Below are 26278 nucleotides of genomic sequence, written 5' to 3'. Positions count from 1 at the left end.
CCTAAGGTTTAAAGCAGCATTTGCGGATCAACGTCGACGCTCACTTGCACGCCGCCGCGCTTAACCGCGTCTCCAATTGCGCCGAGCGCGCCGGATACCAGCAGGCTCGCATCGAAGTCTCCCCGATATTTTACCATACATTGAAACCTGTAGCGATCTTTCAATCTCGCGATCGGGGAAGCTACCGGCCCGAGCACCTCCAGCGCCGCACGTCCGCCTGCATCGAAATCCTTGCCGATGCCCGCCGAAGCGGCTTTTCCCCGAAGTCCCGAAGCGAATTCCCCCCCGATCGAAAGCAGCATAGGCACCGACTCATGCGCGAAGGTAATCGATATCAGCCTGCCGTACGGAGGATAGCCCAGCTGCTTGCGCAGCACAAGCGCCCGCTCCGCGAACCCCGTATAATCATGGCCTTGAGCGAAAGTAATCGATTCATGCTCGGGATCGTAGGTTTGGATAATCACCTCGCCGGGCAGCTCGTGCCTGCCGGCGCGTCCCGCAACCTGCGTTAGAAGCTGGAACGTCCGCTCGGATGCGCGGAAATCCGGTAAGCGGAGCGCCGCGTCCGCAGCCAGCACGCCGACCAGCGTCACATGCGGAAAATCCAGGCCCTTGGCGACCATCTGGGTGCCTAGCAGCACATCCGCCCGCCGCTCGCGGAACTCCGTCAGCCAGCGCTCGTGGGAGCCCTTCTCCGTCGTCGTATCCACGTCCATCCGAATGACCCGGATGCCCGGGAACGCGGCGGCCAGCGCTTCCTCCACCTTCTGCGTGCCCGTCCCGAAGAAGCGGATGTGCGGACTGTCGCAGCTTGGACACGTTGTCGGCTCGGCCTCCGAGTACCCGCAGTAATGGCAGCGCAAATTATGCGAGCCGCGGTGATAGGTCAATGCGATCTCGCAATGCGGGCAGGCGGCGGTATAGCCGCAGGAGCGGCACATGACGAAGGTGGCGTAGCCTCTGCGATTAAGCAGCAGCACCATCTGCTCCTGCCGGGCCAGCCGGGCGCGAATACCGTCCGCCAGCAAACGGCTGAACATCGCGCGATTGCCAAGCTTCAGCTCCTCTCGCATGTCGACTATATGAACCTTGGGCAATGGGCGGTTGGCAACCCGCTCCGGCAAGGCGATATAGTACGGCTCCTCCGGCTCTGCCCGGCGTCCGCCGCCGGCCGCCGCTTCGTAGGTTTCCAGCGCCGGGGTCGCCGAGCCGAGAACGACGGCGGCGCCGTGCACGCGGGCTCTCTCCACCGCGACGTCGCGGGCGTGATATTTCGGACTTTCTTCCTGCTTATAGGATGTCTCATGCTCTTCGTCGATTACGATCAAGCCGATGCTCGTAAACGGCGCGAATATCGCCGACCGCGCCCCGACGGCCACCTGCGCGCGGCCCTCGCGGATTTTGCGCCATTCGTCGTAGCGCTCGCCGTTGGACAGGCGGCTGTGCAGCACGGCCACTCTCGCTCCGAAACGGCTCTTGAACCGCTCGACCATCTGCGGAGTCAAAGCAATCTCCGGCACGAGCACGATCGCTTCGCGCCGCGACTCCAGGCAGCGCTGGATCGCCTGCAAGTATATTTCCGTTTTTCCGCTTCCGGTGACGCCGTGCAGCAGGAACGTGCGGCTGACGCCTTCATCCAGCGCCCGCACAATCGGAGCCAAAGCCTCCGCCTGCTTCTCGGTCAGGCTGAGCGGAGCCGAAGCGGGAAATTCGCGGTCCGCATACGGGTCCCGATCCTCTCTCACCGCCCGGATTTCGACAAGCCCCCGCTCCTCCAGCGAACGAATCGTGGCGCTCGTCGTCTGCATCGCTTCCGTCAGCCTGGCCAGCGCGACGGGTTCGTTGCGCTCCGCGAGGTGCCGCGCCAGCTCGCGCTGCTTGCCCGCTCTCGCCGGAATGGCGCCCGCAGCCTCCCGCAGACGCGCCGGCTCGGCCGGATATACGGTGAGCACCGTCTTGACCGACAGAGGGTCCTCGACGCGCTGCCTCTCCTCCAGACGGCCTTCCCGCAGCCACTTCTTGAGCAGTTGGCCTTGCTCGGGGTACTGCTGAAGCAGCGCCGCGAGCTTAAGCGGCTTGCCTTTGCCGAGCGCAAGCAAGAGACCGCCGCTTCGGGCGGTCTCTTCCTCGGTCCATGCCGCTCCGGAGGCGGGGACCACGTATTTCTCGGAACGACCCTTCAACGCGGCCGGCAGCATCGCCTGAAGCGCAACCGTAAGTGGGCATAACCATCGACGGCTCATCCACTCGCCTAGCGACACCAGCTCGGGGGACAAGGGAGGAATCGCGTCGAGCACTTCCTCCAGCGGCTTCAGCTTGGCCTTATCCACCTCGGCGTCGGCCGCAAGGCTCGTGACGATTCCTTGCAGCTTGCGAGGGCCGAACGGCACCGCAACGCGGCTTCCGACCTCTACCCAGGCCGCCAGCCGTTCCGGAATCGCGTAGTCGAACGTCCGGTCGGTGTCCCGGCTGGGGACGTCGACGATCACGCGGGCTACCGTCATCGCTTCTCCATTCCTTCCTTAAGCTCGCGAACGATATTCAGCAATCGCTCTGCTACCGCTCTCTTCGTCATCCGGGGAAGATGCTCCGCGAATCCCCGGGCGCCGTATACGCTGACGATATTCGTCTCCAAGCCGAAGCCCGCTCCCTCCGCCGCAACGTCGTTGGCGACGATCAGATCGCACTTTTTGCGCTGCAGCTTGTCCAGCGCATGCTTCTCGAGCTCCGTCGTTTCCGCCGCGAAGCCGACAACGAACGGACCGCCTCCGCCCGCTTCCTTCCACTCGCCGATCGCCTGCAAAATATCGGGATTTCGAACCAGCTCCAGGCTCAGCTCAGCCGACGTTTTTTTCATTTTGTGCTCCGACTTGCGCAGCGGGCGGTAGTCCGCGACAGCCGCGGCCTTGAATACGATATCCGTCTCCGGCAGCCGCTTCATCACCTCGTCGTGCATCTCCGCGGCGGATTCGGCCTTGACGACCTTCACGCCGCCGGGCGCAGCCGCATCCGTTCTGCCGCAGACAAGCGTAACGTCTGCTCCTTGATCCCGGGCGGCCTCCGCAATCGCAAAGCCCATTTTGCCCGAGGAATCGTTCGTAATATAACGGACAGGATCGATTCTTTCCACAGTGCCCCCCGCGGTAATAAGCACGCGTTGTCCCGCAAGCGGCTTCGGTCCGACGAGCATGGCCAGCACGGCCTCGACGATCTCGTCCGGCTCGGCGAGTCTTCCTTTGCCGACATAGCCGCAAGCCAATTGGCCGGTTCCCGGCTCCACGAACACGGCTCCGCGCGACGCCAGCTTGTTCACGTTGTCGATAACGGCCGGGTGCTCCCACATATGCACGTTCATGGCCGGCGCGATCAGCAGCGGAGCGGTCGTCGCGAGCAGCGTCGTGCTGAGCATATCGTCCGCCAGTCCGTTCGCCAGCTTGGACAGCATATTCGCCGTCGCCGGAGCGACTACCACCAGATGCGCCGCATCCGCCCAGTCGATATGCTGAACGATCGCCGCATCCCGTTCGTCGAAGACGTCCGTCGCCACGGGATGACGGGTAAGCGTCTGCAGCGTAAGCGGCGTTATGAACTTCGTCGCGCCCTCCGTCATCATGACGCGCACCGAAGCTCCGAGGCCGACAAGGCGGCTGCACAAGGTCGCAGCCTTGTATGCCGCGATGCCTCCCGTAACGCCCAGCAATATCGTTTTGCCCGAAAGCGGCTTATTCATCGTTTTCCCCTCCCCCGAATGTTTCCGATCGTACAAATAAAAACAGCTTCGCCGTCCTCCGGTCGGCGGAACACGTTTTGCATCGAGCGATCAGACAGAGATATCCGCAGCTGTCCTTATCTGATCGTAGAAAAAAAACAACCGCTGGGGTTGTCTTTCTTGCCGGGCTTATCTGATTGGAAGATACTATTCTTCGCTCTCGACGGCCGGCTTCAGATGCTCGACCTTGATCGCTTCGTGGAAGATTTCCTCAAGAGCGACGCCGACGAACTTGTGAGATTTGGGCGCTCCCAAATTGCACATCACGCCCTCGCGCAAGCCGCGCGCCCGCTTGGAGGCCGCTACGACCAGCGTGTACTTGCTGTCGACCTTTTTGACCAGCTCGTCAATGGATGGATATAACATGAACTTCACCTCTTTCAGCCGTTTTCCGCCGTTTGGACGGTTTCGAACTGTTGGAACAGCTCGCCGAGAAATCGTTCCCGCTTGCAGTGCTCCGCCGTCATGATGGCCCCGATTCTAGCGCAGGCTTGATCAATCTCGTCATTCACGACCGCATAGTCGTAATGATGAAGCAGATTCATCTCCTCGACGGCGACCGAGAGCCGATGATCGATCGTGGCCTGAGACTCGGTTCCCCTGCCGACGATTCTCTGCTTCAGTTCGTTAAGCGAAGGAGGCATCAGGAAAATAAAGACGCCCTCGGAGAATTTCTCCCGCACCTTGATGGCTCCCTGAACCTCGATCTCTAATATAATATCTTTGCCTTCCGACAGCGTCTTCTCCACAAATTCGCGCGGCGTTCCATAATAATTGCCCACGTATTCCGCGTGCTCCAGCAGGGCATCCGCTTCAATCATGCGCATGAACTGCTCGCGCGTCTTAAAGAAGTAGTTGACGCCGTCCTGCTCGCCCTCGCGAGGCGAACGGGTCGTCGCCGACACGGAGTAGATAAGCTCGGGCTGCTTGCCGCGAAGGGCGGCGCATACCGTGCCTTTGCCTACTCCCGAAGGTCCGGATAGTACGAACAAAATGCCTCTTTTCATCGTGTTCCCCAATTCATTCGTCATGTTCGTCGTCTTTGGTAGACAACCGATGAGCAACCGTCTCCGGCTGAACGGCCGACAAGATGACGTGATCGCTGTCTGTAATGATTACCGCGCGCGTGCGGCGACCGTAGGTCGCGTCGATCAGCATGTGCCTATCCCGCGCCTCCTGAATGATCCTCTTGATCGGAGCGGACTCCGGACTCACGATGGAAATAATCCGATTCGCGGACACGATGTTGCCGAATCCGATATTAATCAGCTTGATCGCCATGGTCTGCACTTTTCCCCCCGGTCATTCCTACCAAGCAGCATTGGATCGCTAGCCGAGCTACGCTTTCAGTGTAGCCGAAAGCGGTTTCCCGCATACTGCAGGCCCAAAATGCCTGTATTGTACATCTATCGATATATTGCTTTATTGTACTTCAAATCCCCGGGAGGGACAAGAGGAACTAAAGGCTTAGTTCCCCGCCAGGCTGCCGCATCTGCTGCGGACGTATTCGGTGAGCGATACGGTCATCTCGTAAGCCATGAACGGAGTCATCAGATATATGCCGTTAAAATGGGCCATCGCGACGTCCAGCAGTTCCTCCGCGATTTTCACGCCCTCCGCGCGGCCCGCAGCCCCTTCCAGCCCGCTCATCCGCCGGCGCACCTCATCGGAAAGCTGGATGCCCGGCACCTCGTTGTGAAGGTATTCCGCGTTGCGCCCGCTGGCGAGCGGGAAAATGCCGAGGAAAATCGGCACGCTCAGATGACGGGTCATCTCCGCGATTCGCTCGATCAGCTCCGGATCGTAGACCGGCTGAGTCATAATATAATCCGCGCCTGCGGAAATCTTGCGTTCAAGACGCTGCACCGCTTTGTCCAGATGCTTGACGTTCGGGTTGAAGGCGGCACCGATGACGAATTTCGCCTTCTGCTTGAGCGGCTTGCCGGAGAAGGCAATGCCTTCGTTCAACTGCTTGATCATCCGGATGATCTCGAAGGAGGTCAGATCGTAGACCGAGCTCGAGCCCGGCAGATCGCCGAACTTGGCCGGATCTCCCGTCACCGCCAATACGTGATCGATATCCAGCGCATCGAACCCCATCATGTGCGATTGGGTGCCGATCAGGTTGCGATCCCGGCAAGCGATATGGGCTAAAGGCCGGATGCCGACCCGCTCCTTAAGCAAAGCGGCCAGAGCCAAATTGCTCATTCGGGTGACGGCAAGCGAGTTGTCCGCCATCGTGAGGGCGTCCGCCTTGGCATCCTTAAGCGCCTGAGCCCCTGCCATGAATTTGGTGATGTCCAGATCGCGCGGCGGATCAAGCTCGACGATAACCGTGTGGCGCTTGCGCACCAGATCGACGATGCTCGGCTCTGCTTGCTGCGGCGGTGCGCCGACGGCTTCGGCGGACGCTTCGGGAGCGCCCTCTATAACGATCGGCGGACGTACGGCCTCCGACGACGGGATCGAAGGAACGGTCGGCGAATAGTCCTTGAGTGCCCGGGAGATCGCCGCGATATGCTCGGGCGTCGTTCCGCAGCAGCCTCCGATCAGCTTGGCTCCCGCATCCGCGAAGCGGCGGGCGGAAGACGCGAAATATTCCGGCGTCGCGGAATAGACGACCTTGCCGTCGACATAATCGGGAATCCCTGCATTCGGAAACACGCTAAGCGGAATATCCAGATTCTGCGGAACCATCTCAAGCGCGCGCAAGATGCCGGCCGGACCGCTGCGGCAGTTGAAGCCGATCACGTCCGCGCCCTCGCTCTTCAAGCGGCGAAACGCGTCCGGCAGCGGAATGCCGTCGTGCGTTCTCTCGGCATCCTCCACCGCGAATTGGCAGATGACGCTGATATCGCTTCTGCGGCGAATGAGCGACAAGGCCAGGGACAGTTCATCCAGATCGAAGAAAGTTTCCAGCAGCAGGCCATCCACGCCGGAATCCAGCAGCACGCCGATCTGCTCCTCGAAGTCGCGCTTCACCGTCGCGGTGCGAATATTTTTGCCCGCTCCTCCGCGCACGGCTCCGATAGATCCGACGACATAAGCGTTCTGACCGACCGCTTTGCGGGCGATCGCGACGCCTGCGGCGTTGATCTCTTCGACTTTCTTCTCCAGGCCGTACCGTGACAATTTATGATGCTGCGCCGAGTAAGTATTCGTCTCGATAATCTCCGCCCCGGCCGCGGCGTATTGACGATGCACGTCCGCGATGACGTCGGGCTTCAGCAAATTGAACTCTTCGAAGCTTACTCCGACGGGCAGTCCGAGCTGGTATAAATAAGTCGCCATTGCGCCGTCGCCGACGAGCGGCTTACGGGCAAGCGCCGTTCGCAAATCCGGTTTCATCAAGCTCCCCATCCATTCCACTGTGATAAAGTATACTTAATGTAGCATAATTTTCATCCGGGGAAAATGGAAAAAGAGATCAATTTCGATCGGGTTGAGGGGAATTTTGTCCATTTCGGGCGAACGGTACTGTCGGCGCGGCGGTTCCGCTCAGAAGTTCCAGCCAAGCTGAGAAGCTCCGGTACGGCACCTCGCAGGCATTTCGTTCGGCCTTTCCGACACTGCCGCGCTCCGAGCCGACTTCCCCTCCGAGATTAAAAGACGAGCCGCGCCCAAGCGCTGCTCGTCCCGTATTCGCCTTACGCCAGCGTGCCCGAGTATACGAACGCGGCCGGCCCCGTCATGTAAATGCGATTGTTGTCCTCGTTCCATGCGATACGCAGATCGCCGCCGGCCAGCGAGATTGTCGCCTCGCGCCCGGTCAGCCCGTTCAGCACCGACGAGACAAGCGTGGCGCAGGCCCCCGTGCCGCACGCCAGCGTCGGTCCGGCGCCGCGCTCCCAAACCCTCATGTCCACCTGCTCCCGAGAGTTGACGGTCGCGAACTCCACGTTGATCTTGCGCGGGAACAACGGATGCTTCTCCAGTTTGGGCCCCCATGCCGCCAGATCGAAGCCGACGGCGTCATCCACGTAAATGACGCAATGCGGATTGCCCATGGATACTGCGGTGAACTTAAATTCGCGTCCCTCCACCTCGACAGTATGGCCCAGCACCGGATTCGCATCGATGGTCGTCGGCACGTCAAGTCCGTTCAGGATCGGCTCGCCCATATCGACGGTAACCTGCGCGACTTTGCCCGACTCGATGCTCAGCCGCACCGGCTGGACACCCGCACCCAGCGTTTCGATCGTCAGCTCCGTTTTGCCGACCAGGCCGGTATCGTACACATATTTGGCCACGCAGCGGATGGCGTTGCCGCATTGCTCCGCTTCCGAGCCGTCCGAGTTGATGATTCTCATGCGGAAGTCCGCGTTGTCCGAAGGCAGAATGTAGACCAAGCCGTCCGCTCCGATGCCGAAAAACCGGTTGCACAGACGAACGGCCAGCTCCGCCGCGTTATCCGGAAGAGCGGTCTCCCCCGCCACGATGATAAAATCGTTGCCCAGGCCGTGCATTTTCGTAAATTCCATATTCGCTACCTCCCGTGATAGGCAAACCGTGTTGACAAACACTCTACACCTATCATAACGGCCACGCCCCGGGATGAGCATACAGCAATTCCGCTTTTATTTGCACTTTTCGACTAGGCGAGCGAATTAAGCCTCGTGAATCGTCAAGCAGTCCAGCGCCTTCTTTGCCCTGTCGCGGGCTTCCTCTACGGATTCGCCCGTGGACAGCGTTACTGCGATCCGGCGACCCGGCTTGGTTACCGGCTTGCCGAACGCCCTCAGCTGCGTGCAAGGAACGGACAGCGCGTCGCCGATGCCTCCGATCCGATAGTCGTCCAGCTCGCTTTCCGCCTTAAGCGGTCGGCTCGCGCCGGGTGCGACGTTCACGATCTCCGGGATTGGATAGCCGAGGATCGCGCGCACATGAAGCGCGAATTCGGACAGGTTCTGGCTGACCAGCGTCACGAGCCCCGTATCGTGAGGGCGCGGGGAAACCTCGCTGAAATATACTTTGTCCTTCGCCAGGAACAGCTCGACGCCGAAAATGCCCGCTCCGCCCAGCTCGTCGGTAATCGCCTTGGCGATGAACTCGGCTTCCTTCGTCTGCTGCTCCGTCATTTCATGCGGCTGCCAGGACTCGATGTAGTCCCCGTCCTTCTGGACATGGCCGATCGGCGGGCAGAAGGAAGTTCCGCTCGCCGACCGGACGGTCAGCAGAGTAATCTCCGATTCAAACGAGATGAATTCCTCAACGATGACCCTCGCTTGCTGCACACGGCCGCCCTCCATCGCAATCGTCCAGCAGCGGTCCAGATCGGCTTCGGAGCGGCACACGCTCTGCCCCTTGCCCGAGGAGCTCATCAACGGTTTGACGACGCATGGAAAGCCCATTGCTCTTGCGGCGTCCGAGAACTGCTCGAACGTATCGGCGAACCGATATGCGGCCGTCGGCAAGCCCAGCGTCTCGGCAGCCAGCCTGCGGATGCCCTCCCGATCCATCGTCAGCCGCGCAGCGCGCGCGGTAGGAATGACCCGGTAGCCCTCCTCCTCCAGCTTCACCAGCTCGGCAGTCGCGATAGCCTCAATCTCCGGTACGATCAGATCGGGCTTTTCCTTCTCGACTACCTCCCGAAGCGCCTGCCTGTCCAGCATGTCGATCACATAGCTGCGATCGGCTGCATGCATCGCGGGCGCCCCCTCGTAGCGATCGACCGCGACGGTTTCGATTCCAAGGCGCTGCGCTTCTATGATGACTTCCTTGCCGAGCTCCCCCGAGCCGAGCAGCAGCAGTTTTTGGCTGATGTACATCGTTTCCATTCCTCCCGACAGACTCTGAATTCCATAACGTCCATTATACACGAGAGCTCGGTTATGCACAGTGTCCCGCCTCAATCGCAAAGGCTCCGCCTCCGGTCGATCAGCCGGGGGCGGAGCCTTGGAACAGCCAAGCGTGCGAAGCCTTAACGCGTTCTGACCAATTTGGCGGAGGCCGAATTACCGCCGTAAGAGATTTTGCGGCCTCCGTTTCTGCGTCTGGAGGAGCCGAGAACGCTTCCGATGCCCATCGCGAACGTCGGAATGCCCGCAGCGACCAGAATCAACGCCCAATCGCGCAAATCCAGCGGCACGGTTTTGAATACCGGCTGCAAAGGCTCGACGTACAGGACGGCAAGCATCAGCAGCAAGGAAGACAGGACGGCAAAGACGAGAAACTTGTTTTCCAGCAGCCTGCGATGGAAGATCGAACGGGAGCTCCGGCAATCGAACACGTGGATCAGTTGCGCCATGACCAACGTTGCGAACGCAACGGTCTGCGCATGAACGAGCTGCTGCGGATGACCGGCCCCCGCCTTCAATGCGATCACGAATGCGCCCAGCGTGCAGATTCCGATCAGGATGCCCCGGCTGACGATCTTCCAGCCGAGACGGCGAGCGAAGATGTTTTCCTTGGCCGAGCGCGGCTTGTGCTGCATGAGATCGCTCTCCGCCTGATCGACTCCTAGCGCCATCGCCGGCAAGCCGTCCGTCACCAGGTTGACCCACAAAATCTGGATCGGCACGAGCGGGAGCGGAAATCCGGCCATCATGGCCAGGAACATCGTCATAATTTCGCCTACGTTGGAGGCGAGAAGGTAACGGATAAACTTGCGGATGTTCTCATAGATGCCCCGTCCCTCTTCCACAGCTGCGACGATGCTGGAGAAGTTGTCATCCGACAGGACGAGCGACGACGCTTCCTTCGTGACGTCCGTTCCCGTAATGCCCATGGCGATGCCGATATCCGCCGCTTTAACGGCCGGCGCGTCGTTGACCCCGTCGCCGGTCATCGCGACGACATGTCCGCGCCGCTGCAGCGCCTGGACGATCCTCAGCTTGTGCTCGGGCGATACGCGGGCGTACACCTGAACCTCCTCGGCGATCTTGTCCAGCTCCTCGTCGCTCATCGCCGTCAGCTCGGTTCCGGTCACGGCGCGCCCCTCGCGGCCCATGATGCCGAGCGTTTTGGCGATGGCCTCCGCCGTCGTGCCATGATCCCCGGTAATCATGACCGTCTTGATGCCCGCTTGGCGGCACTTGTAGATCGCTTCCTTCACTTCCTTGCGCGGCGGGTCCATCATCCCGGCCAGCCCGACGAAGATGAGTCCATTCTCCGCCTGCTCGCCCCGCTCGCAGGCTTCATGAGCCTTTACGTCTCTGTAAGCCATGCCCAGCACGCGCAGCGACGCCTTCGCCATGGATTCGTTGGCGGACAGCACCTTCTGCCTTAGCGTCGCCGTGAAGGGAACGACCTGGTTATCCCACAAGACATAGGCGCACTGCCCGACAAGCACGTCCGGCGCTCCCTTCGTACAGATCAGCTTGCCGCCCTGATGGGATACAAGGACGGACATTCGCTTGCGCTCCGCATCGAAGGGATACTCCTTTTCTCTCGTGTACAGGCTTTGCAGCGTCGACTTGACCAATCCGGTCTTGGCCGCCGCCACAAGCAGCGCCGCCTCGGTCGGGTCCCCCTTGATCGTCCACTCGGAGGCATTGGCAGCGGCAGGCTCGCCCTTGGCCGGCTTTCGCTTCTTCTCGTCGTCGGCTTTCTCCTGCTGCGTCAGCTCCGAGTTATTGCACAGAGCCGCAATCTGCATCAGCCTGCGAAGCGCCGCGTCGCCCCTCGCGTCGATCCCTTTGCCGCCTTCCTTCAAGACGCCCACCGGCTCGTAGCCTTCTCCGGTCACTTCAATCGACCTGCCCGCGAGCCAGAGCTGCGTTACCGTCATTTTATTTTGCGTCAGCGTGCCGGTCTTGTCCGAGCAGATGACGGAGGCGCATCCCAGAGTCTCCACGGAGGGAAGCTTGCGAACGATCGCGCGGCGCTTGATCATCCGCTGCACGCCCAGCGCGAGCGCAATCGTCACGATCGCAGGCAGCCCCTCGGGGATCGCCGCGACGGCCAAGCTGACTCCGGCCAGGAACATCTCGTAGATCGGCTGGCCGTGCAGAATGCCCGCGAGCACGACAACGACGGTAAGCGCAAGCGCCACGACGATCAGAATTTTGCCCAATTGCTCCAGACGATGCTGCAGCGGCGTATCCGCCTCTTCGGTCTTCTGGATAAGATCGGCGATTTTGCCCATCTCCGTCTTCATGCCCGTTACGGTGACGATCCCTTTTCCCGTTCCTCTCGTCACCATCGTGCCGAGGTAGCCGCAGTTTCTCCGGTCCCCGAGCGGCAAATCCTGCGCTTCGAGCCTTCCGGCCGTCTTAACGACCGGAACGGATTCCCCCGTCAGCGCCGACTCGTCCACGGAGAGCTCGTTGCATTGGAGGAACCGCAGGTCCGCAGGCACCCGGTCGCCGCTCTCGAGGAACACGATATCGCCGGCCACTAGCTCGCGCGCGGGAATTTGCAGCGATTCCCCGTGCCTCAGAACCTTCGCGGAAGGAGCGGACAGCTCCTTGAGCGCCCGCAGGGACCGCTCCGCCCGATACTCCTGATAGAAGCCGAGCAAGCCGTTAATAAGTATGATCGCAACAATCGTGAGGGCGTCCAGCATTTCGCCGAGCAGGCCGGAGATGACCGTCGCCCCCAGCAGCACGAGCACCATAAAATCCTTGAATTGATTCAGCAACAGCTTCAGCGGCGATTCGCCGCGTTTCTCGGCCAGCTCGTTCGGCCCTTCCGTCTGAAGCCGCTCCTCCGCCTTCTCTCGCGTCAATCCGCCGTCGCGATCGGAGCCCAGAACCTTCAGCAATTGCTCCTCGCCCAACTGGTGCCATGCCTGATCTTCCAAGTACGTCAACCCCTTCCGTCTATTCCGCATTACTGATCTATATGTATTCAGACAAGCCGGGAAATATCCCCGCGTTAAGCGCGCGGCCGAAGCTTCCCCTTTGCCCCGATGTGTGGCATCATAGGAGGACGGAAAATAACCCCTCACGGGAAAAATGAGGAGCCACTGCCATGTCATTGGACGGTATTGTCGTCAAGGCGCTGGTGCACGAGCTGCAAGCTTGCGTCAAGGCGCGTATTCATAAAATTTATCAGCCTACGGACAACGAACTGATTCTACACATTCGCGGACAGGGCGTGAACGGCAAGCTGCTGCTGTCCGCCCATCCGTCCATGCCCCGGCTGCACTGGACAGAGCAGCCCTGGGCCAACCCTCCCGAGCCTCCGATGTTCTGTATGCTCCTGAGAAAATATTGCGAGGGCGGCGTGATCGAAGCGGTGCGTCAGATCGGTCTGGAGCGAGTCGTCGAGTTCGATATCCGCCATCGGGACGAGCTCGGAGACGCCTCGCTGAAAAGAATCGTCGTCGAGATTATGGGACGGCACAGCAACCTGATCTTGCTGGACCCGGCCACCGGGATCATCCATGACGGCATCCGCCACGTCACTCCGGCGATCAGCAGCTACCGCGTCGTATTGCCCGGAAGCGCGTACGTCTCGCCGCCGGAGCAGAACAAAGTAGACCCGCTGACGGTCTCCGAGCAGGACTTCTCCTCCCTTGTGCCGCGTGAAGGCCGTCTTCCCGAACCGAGCGATGCCGCCTTCGAGAAGGAAGCCTCTTCCGCCTTGCTTGCGGCTTTTACCGGATTGAGCCCGTTGCTCTCCCGCGAGATCGCTCACCGCGCAACCCTGCAGCCGCAAGGGCTGTGGGCCGTCTTCCGCAGCCTGATGGAGCGGATTGCGCGCAACGAGTACGAACCGAATCTCGTCCTGCAGGAGGATGGCAAAGCCGTGTTCTCCGCCATTCCCCTGTCGCATGTCGACGGGGCGGCGCACACATTTCCCGCGATGCACGAATGTCTGGAGGCATTCTTCCGGGACAAGGCTTCACGCGATCTGGTCCGGCAAAGAACGACGGATTTGAATCGCTTTCTGGTTAATGAAACCGCCAAAAACGAGAAAAAGCTGATCAAGCTGCAAGAGACGCTCGATGAAGCGTCCGGAGCAGACCGCTTTCGCCGGATCGGCGAGCTGCTGACCGCGAACCTCTACGCATGCAAACGAGGCGACACCTCCGTTGACGTCATCGATTACTACGAGGAGGAGCAGCCTGCGGTGACGATCGCGCTCGACCCGCTGCTCACGCCTAATGAGAACGCCCAGCGGTACTTCCGCAAATATAACAAGCTTAAGAACAGCCGCGAAGTGGTCACCGGCCAAATCGTCGCCACGCAAGACGAGCTTGCCTATCTGGCCTCCGTCCTGCAGGGCTTGGAATCGGCTTCTCCCGATGATATCGCGGAAATTCGGGAGGAACTGATCGAGCAGGGCTATATCCGGCAACGCGGCGCCAAACGGGGGGCGAAGAAGAAAAAGAATGACCGCCCCGTCATCCTCTGCTATACATCGAGCGAAGGCATACCGATCTATGTCGGCAAGAACAACACCCAGAACGACTACATTACGAATCGGCTTGCGGCCGCATCCGACACCTGGCTGCATACGAAGGACATCCCGGGCTCACACGTGCTCATACGCGGCGGAGCGTTCGGCGACGCGACCCTGCAGGAAGCCGCAGTATTGGCCGCCTACTACAGCAAAGCCAAGTCCTCCAGCAGCGTGCCGGTCGACTATACGCTCATTCGTCACGTTCGCAAGCCGAACGGCGCCAAGCCGGGCTTCGTTATTTACGATGGACAGCGCACTTTATTCGTCACGCCCGAGGAAAGCCGCATTCAACAAATGCCCTCCGCGATCAAATAACGCAAACGAGGCTTCGCCCGCGGTCTATTGCCGCAGGCGAAGCCTCGTTTGTTGTAGTGCCCGGTCCGTTCACCCCAGGTTCACCGCAGGCTCCGTCCGAACAGCTGGACGATCCCCGCTTCTACCGTTCGGCTTCCGATCGCTCCGTGATACGCCCTTCCGTCCTTTATCCCGTGAAAATCGGAACCTCCGGTCGCAAGCTTGCCCCGTAAGGCCGCCCATTCGGCGTAACGCCGCTCCTCATCCGGGTGATGCTCGGAATGGAACGCTTCCAGACCGTCCGCGCCCCCGTCCAGAAGGGCAAGCACTGCGGCGTCGTCTCCGTAGAGCCCGGGATGGGCGATAATCGCGGTTCCGCCCGCCTGCTGAATCCATGAGATCGCCTCGACGGACGATAGCTGGGATTGTCGCTCATACGCGGGCAATCCTTCTCCGAGCCAACGATCGAACGCCTCCCGCAGATCGGAGACGTAGCCCTTGTCCAGCATTGCTTGAGCGATGTGCGGCCGTCCGACGGATTTGTCCTTGCGCTCAGTCTTGCCCGCAGCCGCGGCAAGCTCTTCAGGGGTGATCGGCATGCCCAGACGCTCCAGGTTAGCCAGAATTCGCTCGTTGCGGCGATTCCTGGTTTGGCGAAGCGATTGCAGCCTCTCCAGCCATCTGGCATCGTCCAGCGCATAGCCGTAACCTAGGATGTGAATGTCTTTGTCGCCGGTCCAGGTGCTGAGCTCAACGCCCGGAACGACGACCATTCCGTAGACGTCCCCCGCCCGGAGAGCTTCGGGAATGCCCGCTATCGTATCGTGGTCGGTAATCGCTATCGCCGCAAGGCCGGCTTCCTTGGCCAGCCGAACATTCGTTTCCGGCGGAAACATGCCGTCGGACGCTGTCGTATGCGTGTGAAGATCCGCCCGGTTATTCATGTGACAGCTCCCTTAGCTCATTAAGCAGAGCCACTGCCGGAATCGGAAGAAGCGCGGACTGCAGGCGAACGGAGAAGAACTGTCTTCTGAAGCTGACGCCGGCGATCCTGACGGGCTTCAGCAGGCCGAGCGCCAGTTCATGCTTAATCGTCCAGACGGATAGCAGCGATAAGCCAAGACCTGCTTCCACCGCCGACTTGACCGCGCCCGTGCTGCCGAATTCGCTGACGACGCGCAATTGGTCCTCCGTTATGCCATGCCGCTCCAGCTCCTCTTGCATAATTTGCCGGGTGCCGGAGCCCTTCTCCCGCAGCACCATCGGCTCGCGAATCGCCTCCTCCAGCGTAACCTGCTCGCGGGAAGCGAACGGATGATTCGCAGGCGCGATCAACAGCAGCTCATCGTCCATAACCGCTTGGGCATCAAAGCCCGGCACGTCGCACGGAGCTTCGATAATACCAAAATCAAGCCCTTGATGCGCAATGGCCTCAATAATCTCGGTCGTATTCATGACCTTCATGTCAACGGAAACGTCCGGAAATCTCCGCAGAAACGGCCCCAGCAGCCGAGGCAGCACATATTCGCCGATCGTCAGGCTGGCGGCGAACTGCAGCCTGCCCTTAAGCTCCTCGATATATTTGATCATCATTAGATCGGTATCCTGCATGAGCTCCACGGCCTTGCGAGCCTGCGGCAGCAGCCGATAACCGGCCTCCGTAAGCTGCAGCCGTTTCGTCGTACGGTTCAACAGCTTCGTTCCGAAACGTTCCTCCAGCGCCTGCACCTGCATCGTAACGGCAGGCTGCGTCATATGCAGCGTCTGGGCGGCGCCCGAGAAGCTGCCCCTCTCCGCTACGGTATAGAAAATATGAAGCTGGTGCACGTTCAGCGCCATGTTCGTTCCGCCTTTCCGTCCGTAAGTTTCTCTCGCATTATAACACATCATGAGAACAGCCGGGGGAAGCGGTTCGCTTCCTGCCCGGCTGTTGCGGCCGCCCGCGATGCGCCTTAGCGCCGCTTGCGGTTATTTTTAATTAACGTCATGCGCCTCGAATGGCGCAGCCATGAATAATAGGTTTTCAAATCCCGAAGCTCCATCGTCTCCGACATTCTCCCCAGGAAGGTCACGACTATCATCTTGTGCAACGGATTGCCCAGCAGGTCCGTATCCGTCTCGCTGATGGAAAATTCAGCTACGAAAACGAGATCGTCGTCAATGGTGTAAACGTCCTGCTCATTGCGATAGTAAGGCACAATCCGTCCTTCCTTAAGACATTCCCACATGTATTCGGCAATATCGGAATAACCGGTCTTCTCGGATTCTACCCGATCGGTCCAGCGTGTACGCGCATGATTGGTAATAATAATATCGACGACCCTTTTGTCCCCTAACACGACATGAAAGGGCTCGTAAGTACTCCAACGCTCCGTATGCTTATCCTTCACCGGGCCATCCCCTTCCCGATACTAGGTCTTTAGACGCATCATTCCAACACGCACCTAGGAACTCAAGTTCATTTTACAGCATTTATTCCCCATGATTCAACAATTAATTAAAACGCTAACACTTCCTTTTGGTCAGACGCTGGGGTTCTGAGCGCGCGACGAGGCGAAAGAACCGTATGTACGGGGTCGTTCCGCAGGTGATAAAAAGATCGTCAGAGCTCTTCTGACGACCTTAATGTACTTCTATCCGGGAACTAGCCCAATACGACGCGATCGTCCGAAAGCTGATGTCCGCTAATCCGCTCGAACTCGCCAAGAAGCTGAGAGACCGTCAGATTGGCTTTGCGCTCCTCCGGAATATCCAGAATGATGCGCCCCTTGTCCATCATGATCAAGCGATTGCCAAGCCGGATCGCTTGCTCCATGTTATGAGTGACCATCAGCGTCGTCAGCTTCATCTCCCGAACGATCTCTTCCGTCAACCGGGTAATCAGCTCCGCTCGCGCGGGATCGAGAGCGGCCGTATGCTCGTCCAGCAGCAAAATTTGCGGCTGGGTAAACGTCGCCATCAAGAGACTGAGCGCTTGACGTTCTCCTCCGGACAACAACCCGACCTTGGCGCTCATCCGGTTTTCCAGACCGATGCCGAGCCGGCTCAGCTGCTCGCGGAACAGCTTCCGCTTCGCAGCGGTCGCCCCCCAGGCGAGCCCTCTCTTCTTGCCCCGTTTGAAGGCCATAGTCAAGTTTTCCTCGATCGTCATCCGCGGGGCCGTTCCGGCCATCGGATCCTGGAATACGCGCCCGATCCAACGGCTGCGCACATGCTCCTGGGCTTGCTGGATCAGCTTCCCTTCAATTTTCACTTCTCCGATATCGGGCTTCATAACCCCCGAGATGACGTTCATCAGCGTCGATTTCCCCGCGCCGTTGCTGCCGATTACGGTTACGAAATCCGCAGGCTTGAGCTTCAAGCTGGCGTTCATCAGCGCGATCTTCTCGTCCGGCGTTCCCGGATTAAACAGCTTTGAGATGTTGTTCAGCTCCAGCATCAGGCTTTTCCTCCTTTATCGAGAAAAACCGTGCCCATCAGCTCGGCGCTTCGCTTGCGGGCAACCCGCTTCTGTTTAAACAAACGATGAAGATAAGGAACGACAAGCGCGATGATGACGATCAACGCGGTCACCAGCTTCAAATCCGAGGACTTGAACAGCTCGACCCGAAGCGCCAGAGCGACTACGATCCGGTAAATGATCGAGCCGAGAACAACCGCCAGCGTGGCGATGAACACGGATCTGGCTCCGAAGATCGCTTCCCCGATAATAACCGATGCAAGCCCGATAACGATCATTCCCACGCCAATGGAAATATCGGCGAAGCCGCCCTGCTGGGCGATCAGCGCGCCCGAGACCGCGACAAGACCGTTGGACAGGCTGATTCCGAGAATTTTCGTCCGGTCGGTATTCGCCCCGAGGCTGCGAATCATTCTTTCGTTATCGCCCGTCGCTCGCAGCGCCAGACCGATGTCCGTGTGCAGGAAGGCGTCAAGCAGCAGCTTGACGGCGAGAACGGCAATGGACATCACAAGGATGAAGAGTCCGACAGGCTTCATGATCGGCGAGATCAACGTATCCATGTTGACGATGGAGACGTTCGGCTTGCCCATGATGCGGATATTGATCGAATAAAGCGCGATCATCATCAGAATGCCGGCAAGCAGCCCGTTCACCTTGCCCTTCGTGTGCAGCAGCCCCGTGCAAGCCCCCGCAGCAAACCCTCCGCCGAACGCGGCCAAAGTCGCCCATGCCGGGTGATAGCCCTGTGAGATCATGATGGCCGCGATCGCTCCGCCGGTCGCGAAGCTGCCATCCACCGTCAAATCCGGAAAATCCAGAATGCGGAATGTAATGTACACGCCGAGGGCCATCAACGCATAGAGGAGCCCCAGCGCAATCGCGCCATAAATGGATTCAAGCATCGATTAAGCCTCCTGGAGAGAGAAAAAGGGGCGTACGGCGGGAGCCGTCCACCCCTTGGTCAAGATTTCTCTATTGGATAATATTATTTTCTTTGTCTTTCACTTTATCCTTCATGGCGTCCGTCACAGTAACTCCTTGCGCTTCGCCTGCTTTCAGATTCAAGATCAGGTCCAGCTTGTCAGGCATTGTAACGGCCATATCCGCAGGCAGCTTGCCGTTTTTCAAAATTTCTACCGCCATTTGGCCGACTTGATAGCCGTGATCGAAATATTTGAAGCCAACCGTTGCGAACGCGCCCTTCTCGACCGTATCTCGGTCGCTTGAGAAGAACGGGAGCTTATTGTCATTGGCAACCTGAATAATCGTATCTACCGCGCTGACGACGGTGTTGTCCAGCGTGATGTAGAGCGCGTCTGCGCGTCCGACAAGCGATTCGGCGGCCTGCTTGACCTCCGATGTGTTGGAGACCGCCGCCCTGACCAGCTTGATCTCATGAGAAGCCAGAGCCTCCTCCGCCTTCTTCGCCATAATAACCGCGTTCTCTTCGCCCTCGTTAATGACGATGCCGACGCTCTTCACGTTCGGGAAATTGCTGGCGATAAAATCCATCAGCTGTACGATAGCTTCCGGGTTCGTGTCGGACGCGCCCGAGACGTTGCCGCCCGGCTTCTCCAGGTTGGTCACGATGTTGGTCGCCAGAGGGTCCGTAACGGCCGCGAACAGGACGGGAATGTCCTTGACGTTCTGAGCTAGAGCCAGCGCGGACGGAGTTGCGATTCCCAGCGCCAGATTGTACTTCCCGGAGGCGATCTTCTGGGCGATCGACAGGTTGTTCGTGGAGTCGCCTTGCGCGACGTTCAGGTCGACCTTCAGGTTGTCGCCTTCCGTAATTCCGGCGTCCTTAAGCGCAGCCAGAAAGCCTTCGCGCGTAGCATCCAGGGAAGGATGCTCGACGATCTGAGAAATTGCGATCGTGTAATTGCCCGCTTCGGCATTGGAGCCGGATGCGGATGCGGACGGACTAGCCGATGCGGAAGACGACGGCGAGGCTGAAGGCGTCTCGGAAGCCTTGCCCCCTTCGTTCTTGCTGCCGCAGCCCGCGAGCGCCACCAAGGTTGCCGTCGCTACCATCAGTGTCGAAAGCCATTTCTTTTTCACGTTTCATTTCCCCTTTTTTTTGTTTGATTTCATGCCGCAGTTAAGCTGGAATGCTTCTTCCAAGCAAAGCGATAAATGAATTGACTTTAGTGTAATAGTCGGTTTCGCATTTCGTCAATTGTTTACTTAAATTTGGAGAATTTTCACAACATTGTCCGCTAAAAACAGAAAAGCCTCCGTTGCCGGAGACTTTTTCCTTATCGTCGCAGACTTGCGGGATTGCCCCTTACAGGCCGTAAAACCGCGTTTTGTCGGGAACGTTCTTCTCGTATTCCGTCTTGATTTCGTTTCGGTACGAACGCTCCACCTTCCGAACGAAGGGCAGACGCTGCAGGTTGCGCACCGTTTCCTCCGCCACATCGGCGTTCATGTACATTACCGCGTAATGCATCTTGCGGGACAAATAGTGCAGCGTTCCATACTTGTCCAGGCCTCTGGCGGCCTTCGAATCGCTGAACCATACGATATAGCCTATCCGTTCGGCAAACATGTCCTACCTCCGGTCTGAACTGAAATCGGTCAACCGCAGCCGCCGCTTCCGCAGGAGCAGCTTCCCCCGTTCCCGCAGCCGGAGGCTTTGGGATTGGGATTGTTGTCCGGAACTTTAATGGTATCGGATACCGCGTAAGCGAGCGTTCTGGAAATGTCGTTGAGCAGCTCGTCCAGCGAGCTCTCGGCTGCCTTGTATCTGCGAACGGACTCCACGTCGTCCAGACGCTTCTGCGCTTCGTATACTTCTTCTAAAGCGGCGTTGTAATCCGGGTGAAATCTTCCGAACCTCTCGCATTCCTCGAATTTTTCCTTCGCTTTCGCGAACTCGCGCTTCAAGCTCTGCGCCTCGGAATCTTGAACGACCCGGTCTTTCCAATAAGCGTATTCCGCAGCGAAGGCGGAGTGTATAAGAGAATCCCCGAGCTCGAAGGCGCGGGAGATCAGCGTTGCCATATCGGCAGGCGCGAACTCCTTCGCGTCTTGCTCAGCCGCAGGGAGGAACTGCGTTATTGCGGCCATCGGCCTCACCTCACCATTCGGCTTAGTATTTCCTTATTATCATAACATAACTGGGCCTTCTGCGGTCAATCCGTTTCAAGCGGTTCCAGATCCGGTACAACAATCCTCAAGCCTGCGACTTCGTCGGCTCGCAAGCGGGCCTCCTGCCAGACGAAAGCCCCGTTCCCGGATGCGTCCGCGAGCTGCCAGCTTCCCGCAACGGACCAGCCCGAGTCTTCCTCCCGGATGCTCTTCGGGACGAAGAACCGCGTCTCTCCTTCGATCGTCACTTGCACGGCCGTCTGCCAAGCAATCGCCCGCTGCAGCATTTCCCTGCTCGTAGAGGGATGGTAGCTTCTTTCCTTCGTAATCCAGGCGGCGGGAATGTCTCCCAGGCCGGGAAACAGATCGTCGATTTCCTGCAGCGTTCTGTCTGTCTCGAACAGGGAGACGTCATGCCTGCGCTCGATCCAGCCCGCTTTCCCCGACATCCCCGACTCTTCCGACTCGGAGGTCTCTCCCTCGCCGCGCAAAGACGCATTCTCCTCATTCTCCTCCGGAGGATAGCCATAGCGGCTCAGCTTGGCGCGGAGAAGCTTGGCCGAAGCTGTATCAACGAGGAAATCTCGTTCGCCGATGCGTTCCAGAAGCATAGGAGACAGCTCGGGATTGCCCATAAGCTCGTCCGCGAGCTTGGCGCTCTCGGTTCGCAGCAGCGTCGCCGGAGTCAGCCTGGTCCGGCCCAGCCTTCCGAAGCCGTCGCGCAGCAGCGCCGCCACCAAAGCCGGCAACGCTTCCCCCGAGGCTTGCTTGAGAAAGCCCTCAACGCCGGCCAAGGAATAGCCCGCTTTATAGGCCTTCTCGCAGGAAGCAGACGTGATGCGGTACACGAAGAATAGATCCGCTGCCCGTTTCTCCGCCACGTCCTGCAAGGTCCAGCGCGTGTTCAGGTCGGCTTCGGGGGGGACGAGAATTTCCCCGTCCGGCTGCAAGATCAGCGGAGCCGGAGCGTCCCCTAGGGCGGCAGCCGTCTTTCGGCGAATAACGTCCCGTCCCTTCCATCGGCCGCGCTCAATCCAGCCTAGAGCTTCCAAGACCCCGAGCCGGGCTTCCTTCTGCTCGAAGCTTTGCCAATCGGCCAGTCGGCCTTCCGTATACCAGCGCTCCTCCTCCAGATTAAAAATCGCCGCCGTCGTCAGATGAAAGCCGGCATCGGCCGAGCAGTAACGCTCGATCACCAGCTCCCTCAGGCTGCGCTCCGCAGCCGCAAGCGGCTGAGACAGCCAGCGCGCCAGCCCCGGCCGCCGAATCCGGATGCCGGATCCGTCAAGCTGCAGCACGCCGCAGGACAGGCCCAGATCGAAGATAAACGCGGCGGGAAGCGGCACCTGCTCCGCGTATGGAAAGCGCAGCTCCAGATCGGTTAACCGCAGGGAGGCCAATCCCGAAGCTGCGACAACCCGGGCGACTGAAGCGCGGTGAGGCGCGCCTTTGGCCGTAAACTCGACCGGCTGCCTTGCGATTTCGTGCCAAGCCTGCAGCAGCTCAAACGTCAAGGCAATCGGGGCGTTCTTCGCAAGCCTCTCAACGGCAGCCGCTTCGTCCCGCTGCAGCGGCAGATTGTCCGCGGGATGGACCAGGGGTTGCCACACAGCGATAGCGTCGCTCGGCAGGAAAAGAAGCCGATCGCCCCAGGCCTTGCGCACGGCGAACAAGATTCCGCTTCTGCGGAGCTTGGCCAGCGCGACGTGCGTCTCCGCTCCGGTCAGCCCGAACTGCTCCTCCGACTGCCTGATGAGCCGATCCGCCTCGAACGGCAGTCCGGCATAACGGCTTACGATGCTTCGCAGCACAGCCCGCTGCGCCGGATCTGCGCTTTCCCGCGTCCATGCGGCCGCCCACTCGGCATCGGTCAGAATGCTCGGCAGCTCTTCCGCCGAGAAAGCGCGCTCCCTAAGCGCGGGGTCTCTCAAAATGACCCGCTTCATCTCCTCCGAAAGTCGGTCGATAGCCAGCTTCGCCCTCATGGCTTCGTCTCCTTCAGCCCAGACGGCGTCCATTCGTGAATTTCGTAAGGGTAACCTTGCTCCAGCAGAAAGCGCCCCCGATTGCGGGAGAATTCCACCTCGTCGGTGCCTTCGCTGACCAGCGTATAGAACCTTGCTTTCGCGCCGTCTTTTTTGGGACGCAAAATTCGTCCGAGCCGCTGGGCTTCCTCCTGTCGGGAGCCAAAGCTGCCAGACACCTGAATGGCGATTGCGGCGTCGGGAAGATCGACGGCAAAGTTGGCTACCTTGGAGACGAGCAATACGCCGAGCTCCCCTTGCTTAAAGCGATCGAACAGCTGCCTGCGGCGGCTCAATGGCATTTCCCCGGTAACGAGCGGCAACGACAGCTCGCCCGCCAGCCTGTGCAGTTGGTCCAGATACTGACCGATTACGAGCGTCGGCGTCCCGGAGTGCCGCTCCAGCAGCGCCTTGACAACCTCCGCTTTGCGGGGATTCTCGCCGGCAATCCGATTTCTTCGGCTTTTGGGCGCCGCATGGTAATGGAGCGAAGCGGCCGATTCGAGCGGAATCCGCACCTCCGTGCAGGATGCCTCCGCAATCCAGCCCGAGTCCTCCATCGTTTTCCACGGCAGCTCGAATCTCTTCGGACCGATCAGCGCAAAAGCGTCCCCTTCCCGTCCGTCTTCCCGGACCAAAGTCGCCGTAAGCCCCAGCCTTCTCGTCGCCTGGATGTCTGCGGTCATGCGAAAAACGGGCGCCGGCAGCAGGTGAACCTCATCATAAATGATGAGCCCCCAATCGCGGTTGACGAACAGCTGCATATGAGGGTATTCGCAGCTTTTGCTGCGACGATGAGTCAGCACCTGATAGGTCGCCACCGTAACCGGCTTGACGTCCTTCGACTGGCCGGAATACTCACCGATCTCGTCTGCGGCGAGCGTCGTGTTCCGCAGCAGCTCGGCGATCCATTGCGATACGGATACGCCGTTGGGCGTCAGAATCAGCGTTTCGCATTGAAGCCGGGCCAGCGCCGCTATGCCTACCCAGGTCTTTCCCGCGCCGCAGGGCAGCACGACAACACCGCTTCCGCCATCCGAACCGACCAGGGCGTTCGCCGCGGCTAGCTGATAGTCCCTCAGCTGGATCGGCCCCCCATCGCGGGAATGAACTCGCCACGCAACCGTCAGCGGCTGGCCCGGGTGGTAGCCCGCCTCGTCCTTCACGGGATAGCCCTTCGCGGCGAGCTCACGCTTCAGCCAGCCCCTCGCCTCTCTCCGCACGATCGCACGGAGCCCGTCCGCCCTGCTCGACAAACATGATCCGATAGCTTCCTCCCGGCACAGCCTGTCCATCAGCTCTTCCGTATCGGCAATCATAATCAGCGAGCCTTGATCCTGGACAAACCGAATCCGGCCATAGCTCCCCATCGTCGCCCGGACCTCCTCCTCCACCGTGCCGGGAAGAGCGTTGCGCGACAGCTCCGCCAGCCGCCGGAGGACCCCGCATGGCGTCCAGCCCGATGCGGCGGCATTCCACAGCGTTATCGGGGTCAGCTTGTAGGTATGCCAATGGCCGGGACGCTTGTGAAGAAGGGCGATCTCCCGCAGCATATCCCGTGCTTCTTCATATTGAGGATGTCTCTCATCCAGCAGCAGCGTGCCGTCGGACTGCACCCAAAGCGGACGTAATCTGTCCATCTAGATGACCCCCTTGTCGTTACAAGCCTTCCCCTTTTGCCTAATTGTTCATGCATGGGAAGGAAGAGCCGGGAGGTACAACGACTGAATGAACGAATCTACGCTTACGTTACGAAATAGAGGCAGGAGGAAAATCGAAGAGCAGCTGGAGCAAGCGGATACTGTTGCTCGGCAACGGACATGCGCAAGCGCAGCGGAACGGAATAGCCGAGAGAACCTGAGGAGAAAAGAACTCGTGCCGTTACGGCAGCGACTAAAGGGGATTGGCAGGTTAAATACCTCGCTGCGACGGTGAGCTCGGGGCAAGCCGGCGGGCTCGGACGAGATGCCCGGCGAGCGCAGCCCGCCCGTGAAGGCTCAACCGTCGAGAGCGGAATCGTCCGCAACGGCGATAAGAAGACGCGCCGCATGGAGCATGGCTTCCTCCTGAATATCGAAGCGAGGATGATGATGAGGCGGGGAATCACCCTCCGGGCCTCCGGCCCCGACGAAGAAGAAACAGCCGGGCTTGCGCTGGAGATAATAAGAAAAATCTTCGCCAGCCATAATCCGCTCGCAAGCCCCTTCTCCGGAATCGGGCAATTGCTCCGCAATGTAACGCAGCACCCTCGCTGCCTCCCGAGAATCGTTCACTACCGGAGGGTATCCCTCGAAATAGCGGAATCGGTACTCGCAGCCGTGCATGTCGCAGGTATGCTTCACGATTTCTTCCATCCGGCTTCGAACGAGCGCCCGAACGTCCGGATTGAAGGAACGCACCGTTCCGGTCAGGCGGCTGCTCTCCGCAATCACGTTGTTTGCCGAACCTGCGGCGAATCGGCCGACGGAAAGAACCGCCGCCTCCAACGGATTAACGCTGCGGGAGACGATCGTCTGAAGGGCTACGATCAAAGACGCCCCCGCCAGCAAGGCGTCCCTGCATTCGTGGGGCAGCCCTCCGTGTCCTCCCCGGCCAAGGATTTCGATCTCGAATTCATCCGGCGTCGCCATGAACTCGCCGGCCCGCGTCGCTGCCGTTCCGTAAGGAAACGGAGACCAAAGATGCACGCCATAGATCGCGTCGACTTCATCCAAAGCGCCGTCCGCGATCATCTGGATTGCGCCGCCGGGCAGCACCTCTTCTCCCGGTTGAAACAGAAATACGCGATCTCCCGCAGTCTCCTCGCGATGAAGGCTGTAATAGCGCGCAACGCCCAGCAGCTGCGCCGTGTGGCCGTCATGCCCGCATGCGTGCATGACTCCCGGTACGGAGGAACGGTACTCGCAGTCTTTGGCATCCTGGATCGGCAACGCGTCGATGTCGGCGCGCAGCGCAATCGAGCGGCCGGGCAGCCCTCCCCGGAGCCTGCCGACGATTCCCGTCCCGGCGACTCCGCGTCTGACTTCAAGCCCCCACTGCTCCAGCAGCCCCGCGATCAGGTCAGACGTTTGCCGTTCTTGAAAGGAAAGCTCCGGATGCCGATGCAGATGCCGACGCCACTTCACCATGTCTCCGTACAGAGACTGTAACGTTTGTTCGTGGATTGTCACGGCGACGACCCCTTTCCTTGATCCGCGTATTGTATTTACACTATTGTATCAGAAAGATTCTGCCTCTGTAACCTTGCCGCGACGCAGCCATGAAATGTCAATGAACGTTCGAACT

Annotated in this window: 21 protein-coding genes; 1 reads left to right on the top strand and 20 read right to left on the bottom strand. The window is 59.7% G+C overall.

Going from position 1 to position 26278, the window contains the following annotated elements; translation table 11 throughout:
• Positions 1-8: 8 nt before the first annotated feature.
• The 9 genes from priA to ACFO1S_RS20575 form a co-directional block, all read right to left on the bottom strand.
• Entirely contained in the window at positions 9-2504 is a 2496-nt protein-coding gene (gene priA / locus ACFO1S_RS20615) for a primosomal protein N' (protein ID WP_204601422.1), read from the bottom strand.
• A complete protein-coding gene (gene coaBC, locus ACFO1S_RS20610; RefSeq protein ID WP_204601421.1) occupies positions 2501-3730 on the bottom strand; it encodes a bifunctional phosphopantothenoylcysteine decarboxylase/phosphopantothenate--cysteine ligase CoaBC in 1230 nt (409 codons plus the stop codon). The genes priA and coaBC overlap by 4 nt, the downstream gene beginning before the upstream one ends.
• Positions 3731-3916: 186 nt before the next feature.
• The gene (gene rpoZ, locus ACFO1S_RS20605; protein WP_204601420.1) at positions 3917-4135 is read right to left on the bottom strand and encodes a DNA-directed RNA polymerase subunit omega; all 219 of its coding nucleotides are present in this window, start codon (positions 4133-4135) and stop codon (positions 3917-3919) included.
• Positions 4136-4149: 14 nt separating this feature from the next.
• On the bottom strand, positions 4150-4776 hold the full coding sequence (gmk, locus tag ACFO1S_RS20600) for a guanylate kinase (RefSeq protein WP_204601419.1): 627 nt from the start codon (positions 4774-4776) through the stop codon (positions 4150-4152).
• Between the two features lie 13 nt (positions 4777-4789).
• Complete coding sequence (gene remA / locus ACFO1S_RS20595) at positions 4790-5050, bottom strand: extracellular matrix/biofilm regulator RemA (protein WP_027084220.1); 261 nt, start codon at positions 5048-5050, stop codon at positions 4790-4792.
• Between the two features lie 186 nt (positions 5051-5236).
• Positions 5237-7117 (bottom strand): bifunctional homocysteine S-methyltransferase/methylenetetrahydrofolate reductase, encoded by a 1881-nt coding sequence (locus ACFO1S_RS20590; RefSeq protein WP_204601418.1) that lies wholly within the window; start codon positions 7115-7117, stop codon positions 5237-5239.
• A 299-nt stretch (positions 7118-7416) separates the two neighbouring features.
• Positions 7417-8250: a diaminopimelate epimerase gene (gene dapF, locus ACFO1S_RS20585; protein WP_204601417.1), complete on the bottom strand. Its 834-nt coding sequence runs from the start codon at positions 8248-8250 to the stop codon at positions 7417-7419.
• A 126-nt stretch (positions 8251-8376) separates the two neighbouring features.
• Complete coding sequence (gene purT / locus ACFO1S_RS20580) at positions 8377-9537, bottom strand: phosphoribosylglycinamide formyltransferase 2 (RefSeq protein WP_204601416.1); 1161 nt, start codon at positions 9535-9537, stop codon at positions 8377-8379.
• Positions 9538-9689: 152 nt separating this feature from the next.
• Positions 9690-12512 (bottom strand): calcium-translocating P-type ATPase, SERCA-type, encoded by a 2823-nt coding sequence (locus tag ACFO1S_RS20575; RefSeq protein WP_204601415.1) that lies wholly within the window; start codon positions 12510-12512, stop codon positions 9690-9692.
• 170 nt (positions 12513-12682) lie between these two features.
• Here ACFO1S_RS20575 and ACFO1S_RS20570 point away from each other — a divergent pair, with 170 nt between their 5' ends.
• Positions 12683-14434 (top strand): Rqc2 family fibronectin-binding protein, encoded by a 1752-nt coding sequence (locus ACFO1S_RS20570; protein ID WP_204601414.1) that lies wholly within the window; start codon positions 12683-12685, stop codon positions 14432-14434.
• A gap of 80 nt (positions 14435-14514) precedes the next feature.
• Here ACFO1S_RS20570 and ACFO1S_RS20565 read toward each other — a convergent pair whose 3' ends face one another.
• From ACFO1S_RS20565 to ACFO1S_RS20515, 11 genes are all read right to left on the bottom strand, one after another.
• Entirely contained in the window at positions 14515-15357 is an 843-nt protein-coding gene (locus tag ACFO1S_RS20565) for a PHP domain-containing protein (RefSeq protein ID WP_204601413.1), read from the bottom strand.
• Positions 15350-16252: a LysR family transcriptional regulator gene (locus ACFO1S_RS20560; RefSeq protein WP_204601554.1), complete on the bottom strand. Its 903-nt coding sequence runs from the start codon at positions 16250-16252 to the stop codon at positions 15350-15352. Before ACFO1S_RS20560 ends, ACFO1S_RS20565 begins: the two co-directional genes overlap by 8 nt.
• Before the next feature lie 113 nt (positions 16253-16365).
• Complete coding sequence (locus tag ACFO1S_RS20555) at positions 16366-16803, bottom strand: hypothetical protein (RefSeq protein WP_204601412.1); 438 nt, start codon at positions 16801-16803, stop codon at positions 16366-16368.
• Positions 16804-17057: 254 nt separating this feature from the next.
• Positions 17058-17852 carry an ABC transporter ATP-binding protein gene (locus tag ACFO1S_RS20550; RefSeq protein WP_204601411.1) on the bottom strand — a complete coding sequence of 265 codons (795 nt, stop codon included), beginning with the start codon at positions 17850-17852 and terminating at the stop codon, positions 17058-17060.
• Positions 17852-18778 (bottom strand): ABC transporter permease, encoded by a 927-nt coding sequence (locus ACFO1S_RS20545; RefSeq protein WP_204601410.1) that lies wholly within the window; start codon positions 18776-18778, stop codon positions 17852-17854. Before ACFO1S_RS20545 ends, ACFO1S_RS20550 begins: the two co-directional genes overlap by 1 nt.
• Positions 18779-18848: 70 nt before the next feature.
• Positions 18849-19937, bottom strand: coding sequence for an ABC transporter substrate-binding protein (locus ACFO1S_RS20540; RefSeq protein WP_378127460.1), 1089 nt, complete (start codon positions 19935-19937; stop codon positions 18849-18851).
• Between the two features lie 226 nt (positions 19938-20163).
• A complete protein-coding gene (locus tag ACFO1S_RS20535; protein WP_204601409.1) occupies positions 20164-20427 on the bottom strand; it encodes a YlbG family protein in 264 nt (87 codons plus the stop codon).
• Between the two features lie 29 nt (positions 20428-20456).
• Entirely contained in the window at positions 20457-20948 is a 492-nt protein-coding gene (locus ACFO1S_RS20530) for a YlbF/YmcA family competence regulator (RefSeq protein ID WP_204601408.1), read from the bottom strand.
• A 65-nt stretch (positions 20949-21013) separates the two neighbouring features.
• The gene (locus ACFO1S_RS20525; protein WP_204601407.1) at positions 21014-22954 is read right to left on the bottom strand and encodes a helicase-associated domain-containing protein; all 1941 of its coding nucleotides are present in this window, start codon (positions 22952-22954) and stop codon (positions 21014-21016) included.
• Entirely contained in the window at positions 22951-24633 is a 1683-nt protein-coding gene (locus ACFO1S_RS20520) for a DNA repair helicase XPB (protein WP_204601406.1), read from the bottom strand. Before ACFO1S_RS20520 ends, ACFO1S_RS20525 begins: the two co-directional genes overlap by 4 nt.
• A gap of 357 nt (positions 24634-24990) precedes the next feature.
• The gene (locus tag ACFO1S_RS20515; protein WP_204601552.1) at positions 24991-26121 is read right to left on the bottom strand and encodes an amidohydrolase; all 1131 of its coding nucleotides are present in this window, start codon (positions 26119-26121) and stop codon (positions 24991-24993) included.
• Between the last annotated feature and the right edge of the window lie 157 nt (positions 26122-26278).

This window comes from Cohnella boryungensis, assembly GCF_042651945.1.
Classification (GTDB): domain Bacteria; phylum Bacillota; class Bacilli; order Paenibacillales; family Paenibacillaceae; genus Cohnella; species Cohnella boryungensis.
The sequence above is the reverse complement of the archived record's forward strand: the minus strand, read 5'-3'. Positions and strand labels throughout refer to the sequence as shown.

Bases quoted from the DNA above. Each gene is read 5' to 3' on its own strand.
- ACFO1S_RS20545 (WP_204601410.1), bottom strand. From the start codon at position 18,778: ATGCTTGAATCCATTTATGGCGCGATTGCGCTGGGGCTCCTCTATGCG.
- ACFO1S_RS20530 (WP_204601408.1), bottom strand. From the start codon at position 20,948: ATGGCCGCAATAACGCAGTTCCTCCCTGCGGCTGAGCAAGACGCGAAG.
- priA (WP_204601422.1), bottom strand. From the start codon at position 2,504: ATGACGGTAGCCCGCGTGATCGTCGACGTCCCCAGCCGGGACACCGAC.
- gmk (WP_204601419.1), bottom strand. From the start codon at position 4,776: ATGAAAAGAGGCATTTTGTTCGTACTATCCGGACCTTCGGGAGTAGGC.
- ACFO1S_RS20515 (WP_204601552.1), bottom strand. From the start codon at position 26,121: ATGGTGAAGTGGCGTCGGCATCTGCATCGGCATCCGGAGCTTTCCTTT.
- remA (WP_027084220.1), bottom strand. From the start codon at position 5,050: ATGGCGATCAAGCTGATTAATATCGGATTCGGCAACATCGTGTCCGCG.
- ACFO1S_RS20570 (WP_204601414.1), top strand. From the start codon at position 12,683: ATGTCATTGGACGGTATTGTCGTCAAGGCGCTGGTGCACGAGCTGCAA.
- dapF (WP_204601417.1), bottom strand. From the start codon at position 8,250: ATGGAATTTACGAAAATGCACGGCCTGGGCAACGATTTTATCATCGTG.
- purT (WP_204601416.1), bottom strand. From the start codon at position 9,537: ATGTACATCAGCCAAAAACTGCTGCTGCTCGGCTCGGGGGAGCTCGGC.
- ACFO1S_RS20560 (WP_204601554.1), bottom strand. From the start codon at position 16,252: ATGGCGCTGAACGTGCACCAGCTTCATATTTTCTATACCGTAGCGGAG.
- ACFO1S_RS20535 (WP_204601409.1), bottom strand. From the start codon at position 20,427: ATGTTTGCCGAACGGATAGGCTATATCGTATGGTTCAGCGATTCGAAG.
- ACFO1S_RS20590 (WP_204601418.1), bottom strand. From the start codon at position 7,117: ATGAAACCGGATTTGCGAACGGCGCTTGCCCGTAAGCCGCTCGTCGGC.
- rpoZ (WP_204601420.1), bottom strand. From the start codon at position 4,135: ATGTTATATCCATCCATTGACGAGCTGGTCAAAAAGGTCGACAGCAAG.
- coaBC (WP_204601421.1), bottom strand. From the start codon at position 3,730: ATGAATAAGCCGCTTTCGGGCAAAACGATATTGCTGGGCGTTACGGGA.
- ACFO1S_RS20520 (WP_204601406.1), bottom strand. From the start codon at position 24,633: ATGGACAGATTACGTCCGCTTTGGGTGCAGTCCGACGGCACGCTGCTG.
- ACFO1S_RS20550 (WP_204601411.1), bottom strand. From the start codon at position 17,852: ATGCTGGAGCTGAACAACATCTCAAAGCTGTTTAATCCGGGAACGCCG.
- ACFO1S_RS20525 (WP_204601407.1), bottom strand. From the start codon at position 22,954: ATGAGGGCGAAGCTGGCTATCGACCGACTTTCGGAGGAGATGAAGCGG.
- ACFO1S_RS20565 (WP_204601413.1), bottom strand. From the start codon at position 15,357: ATGAATAACCGGGCGGATCTTCACACGCATACGACAGCGTCCGACGGC.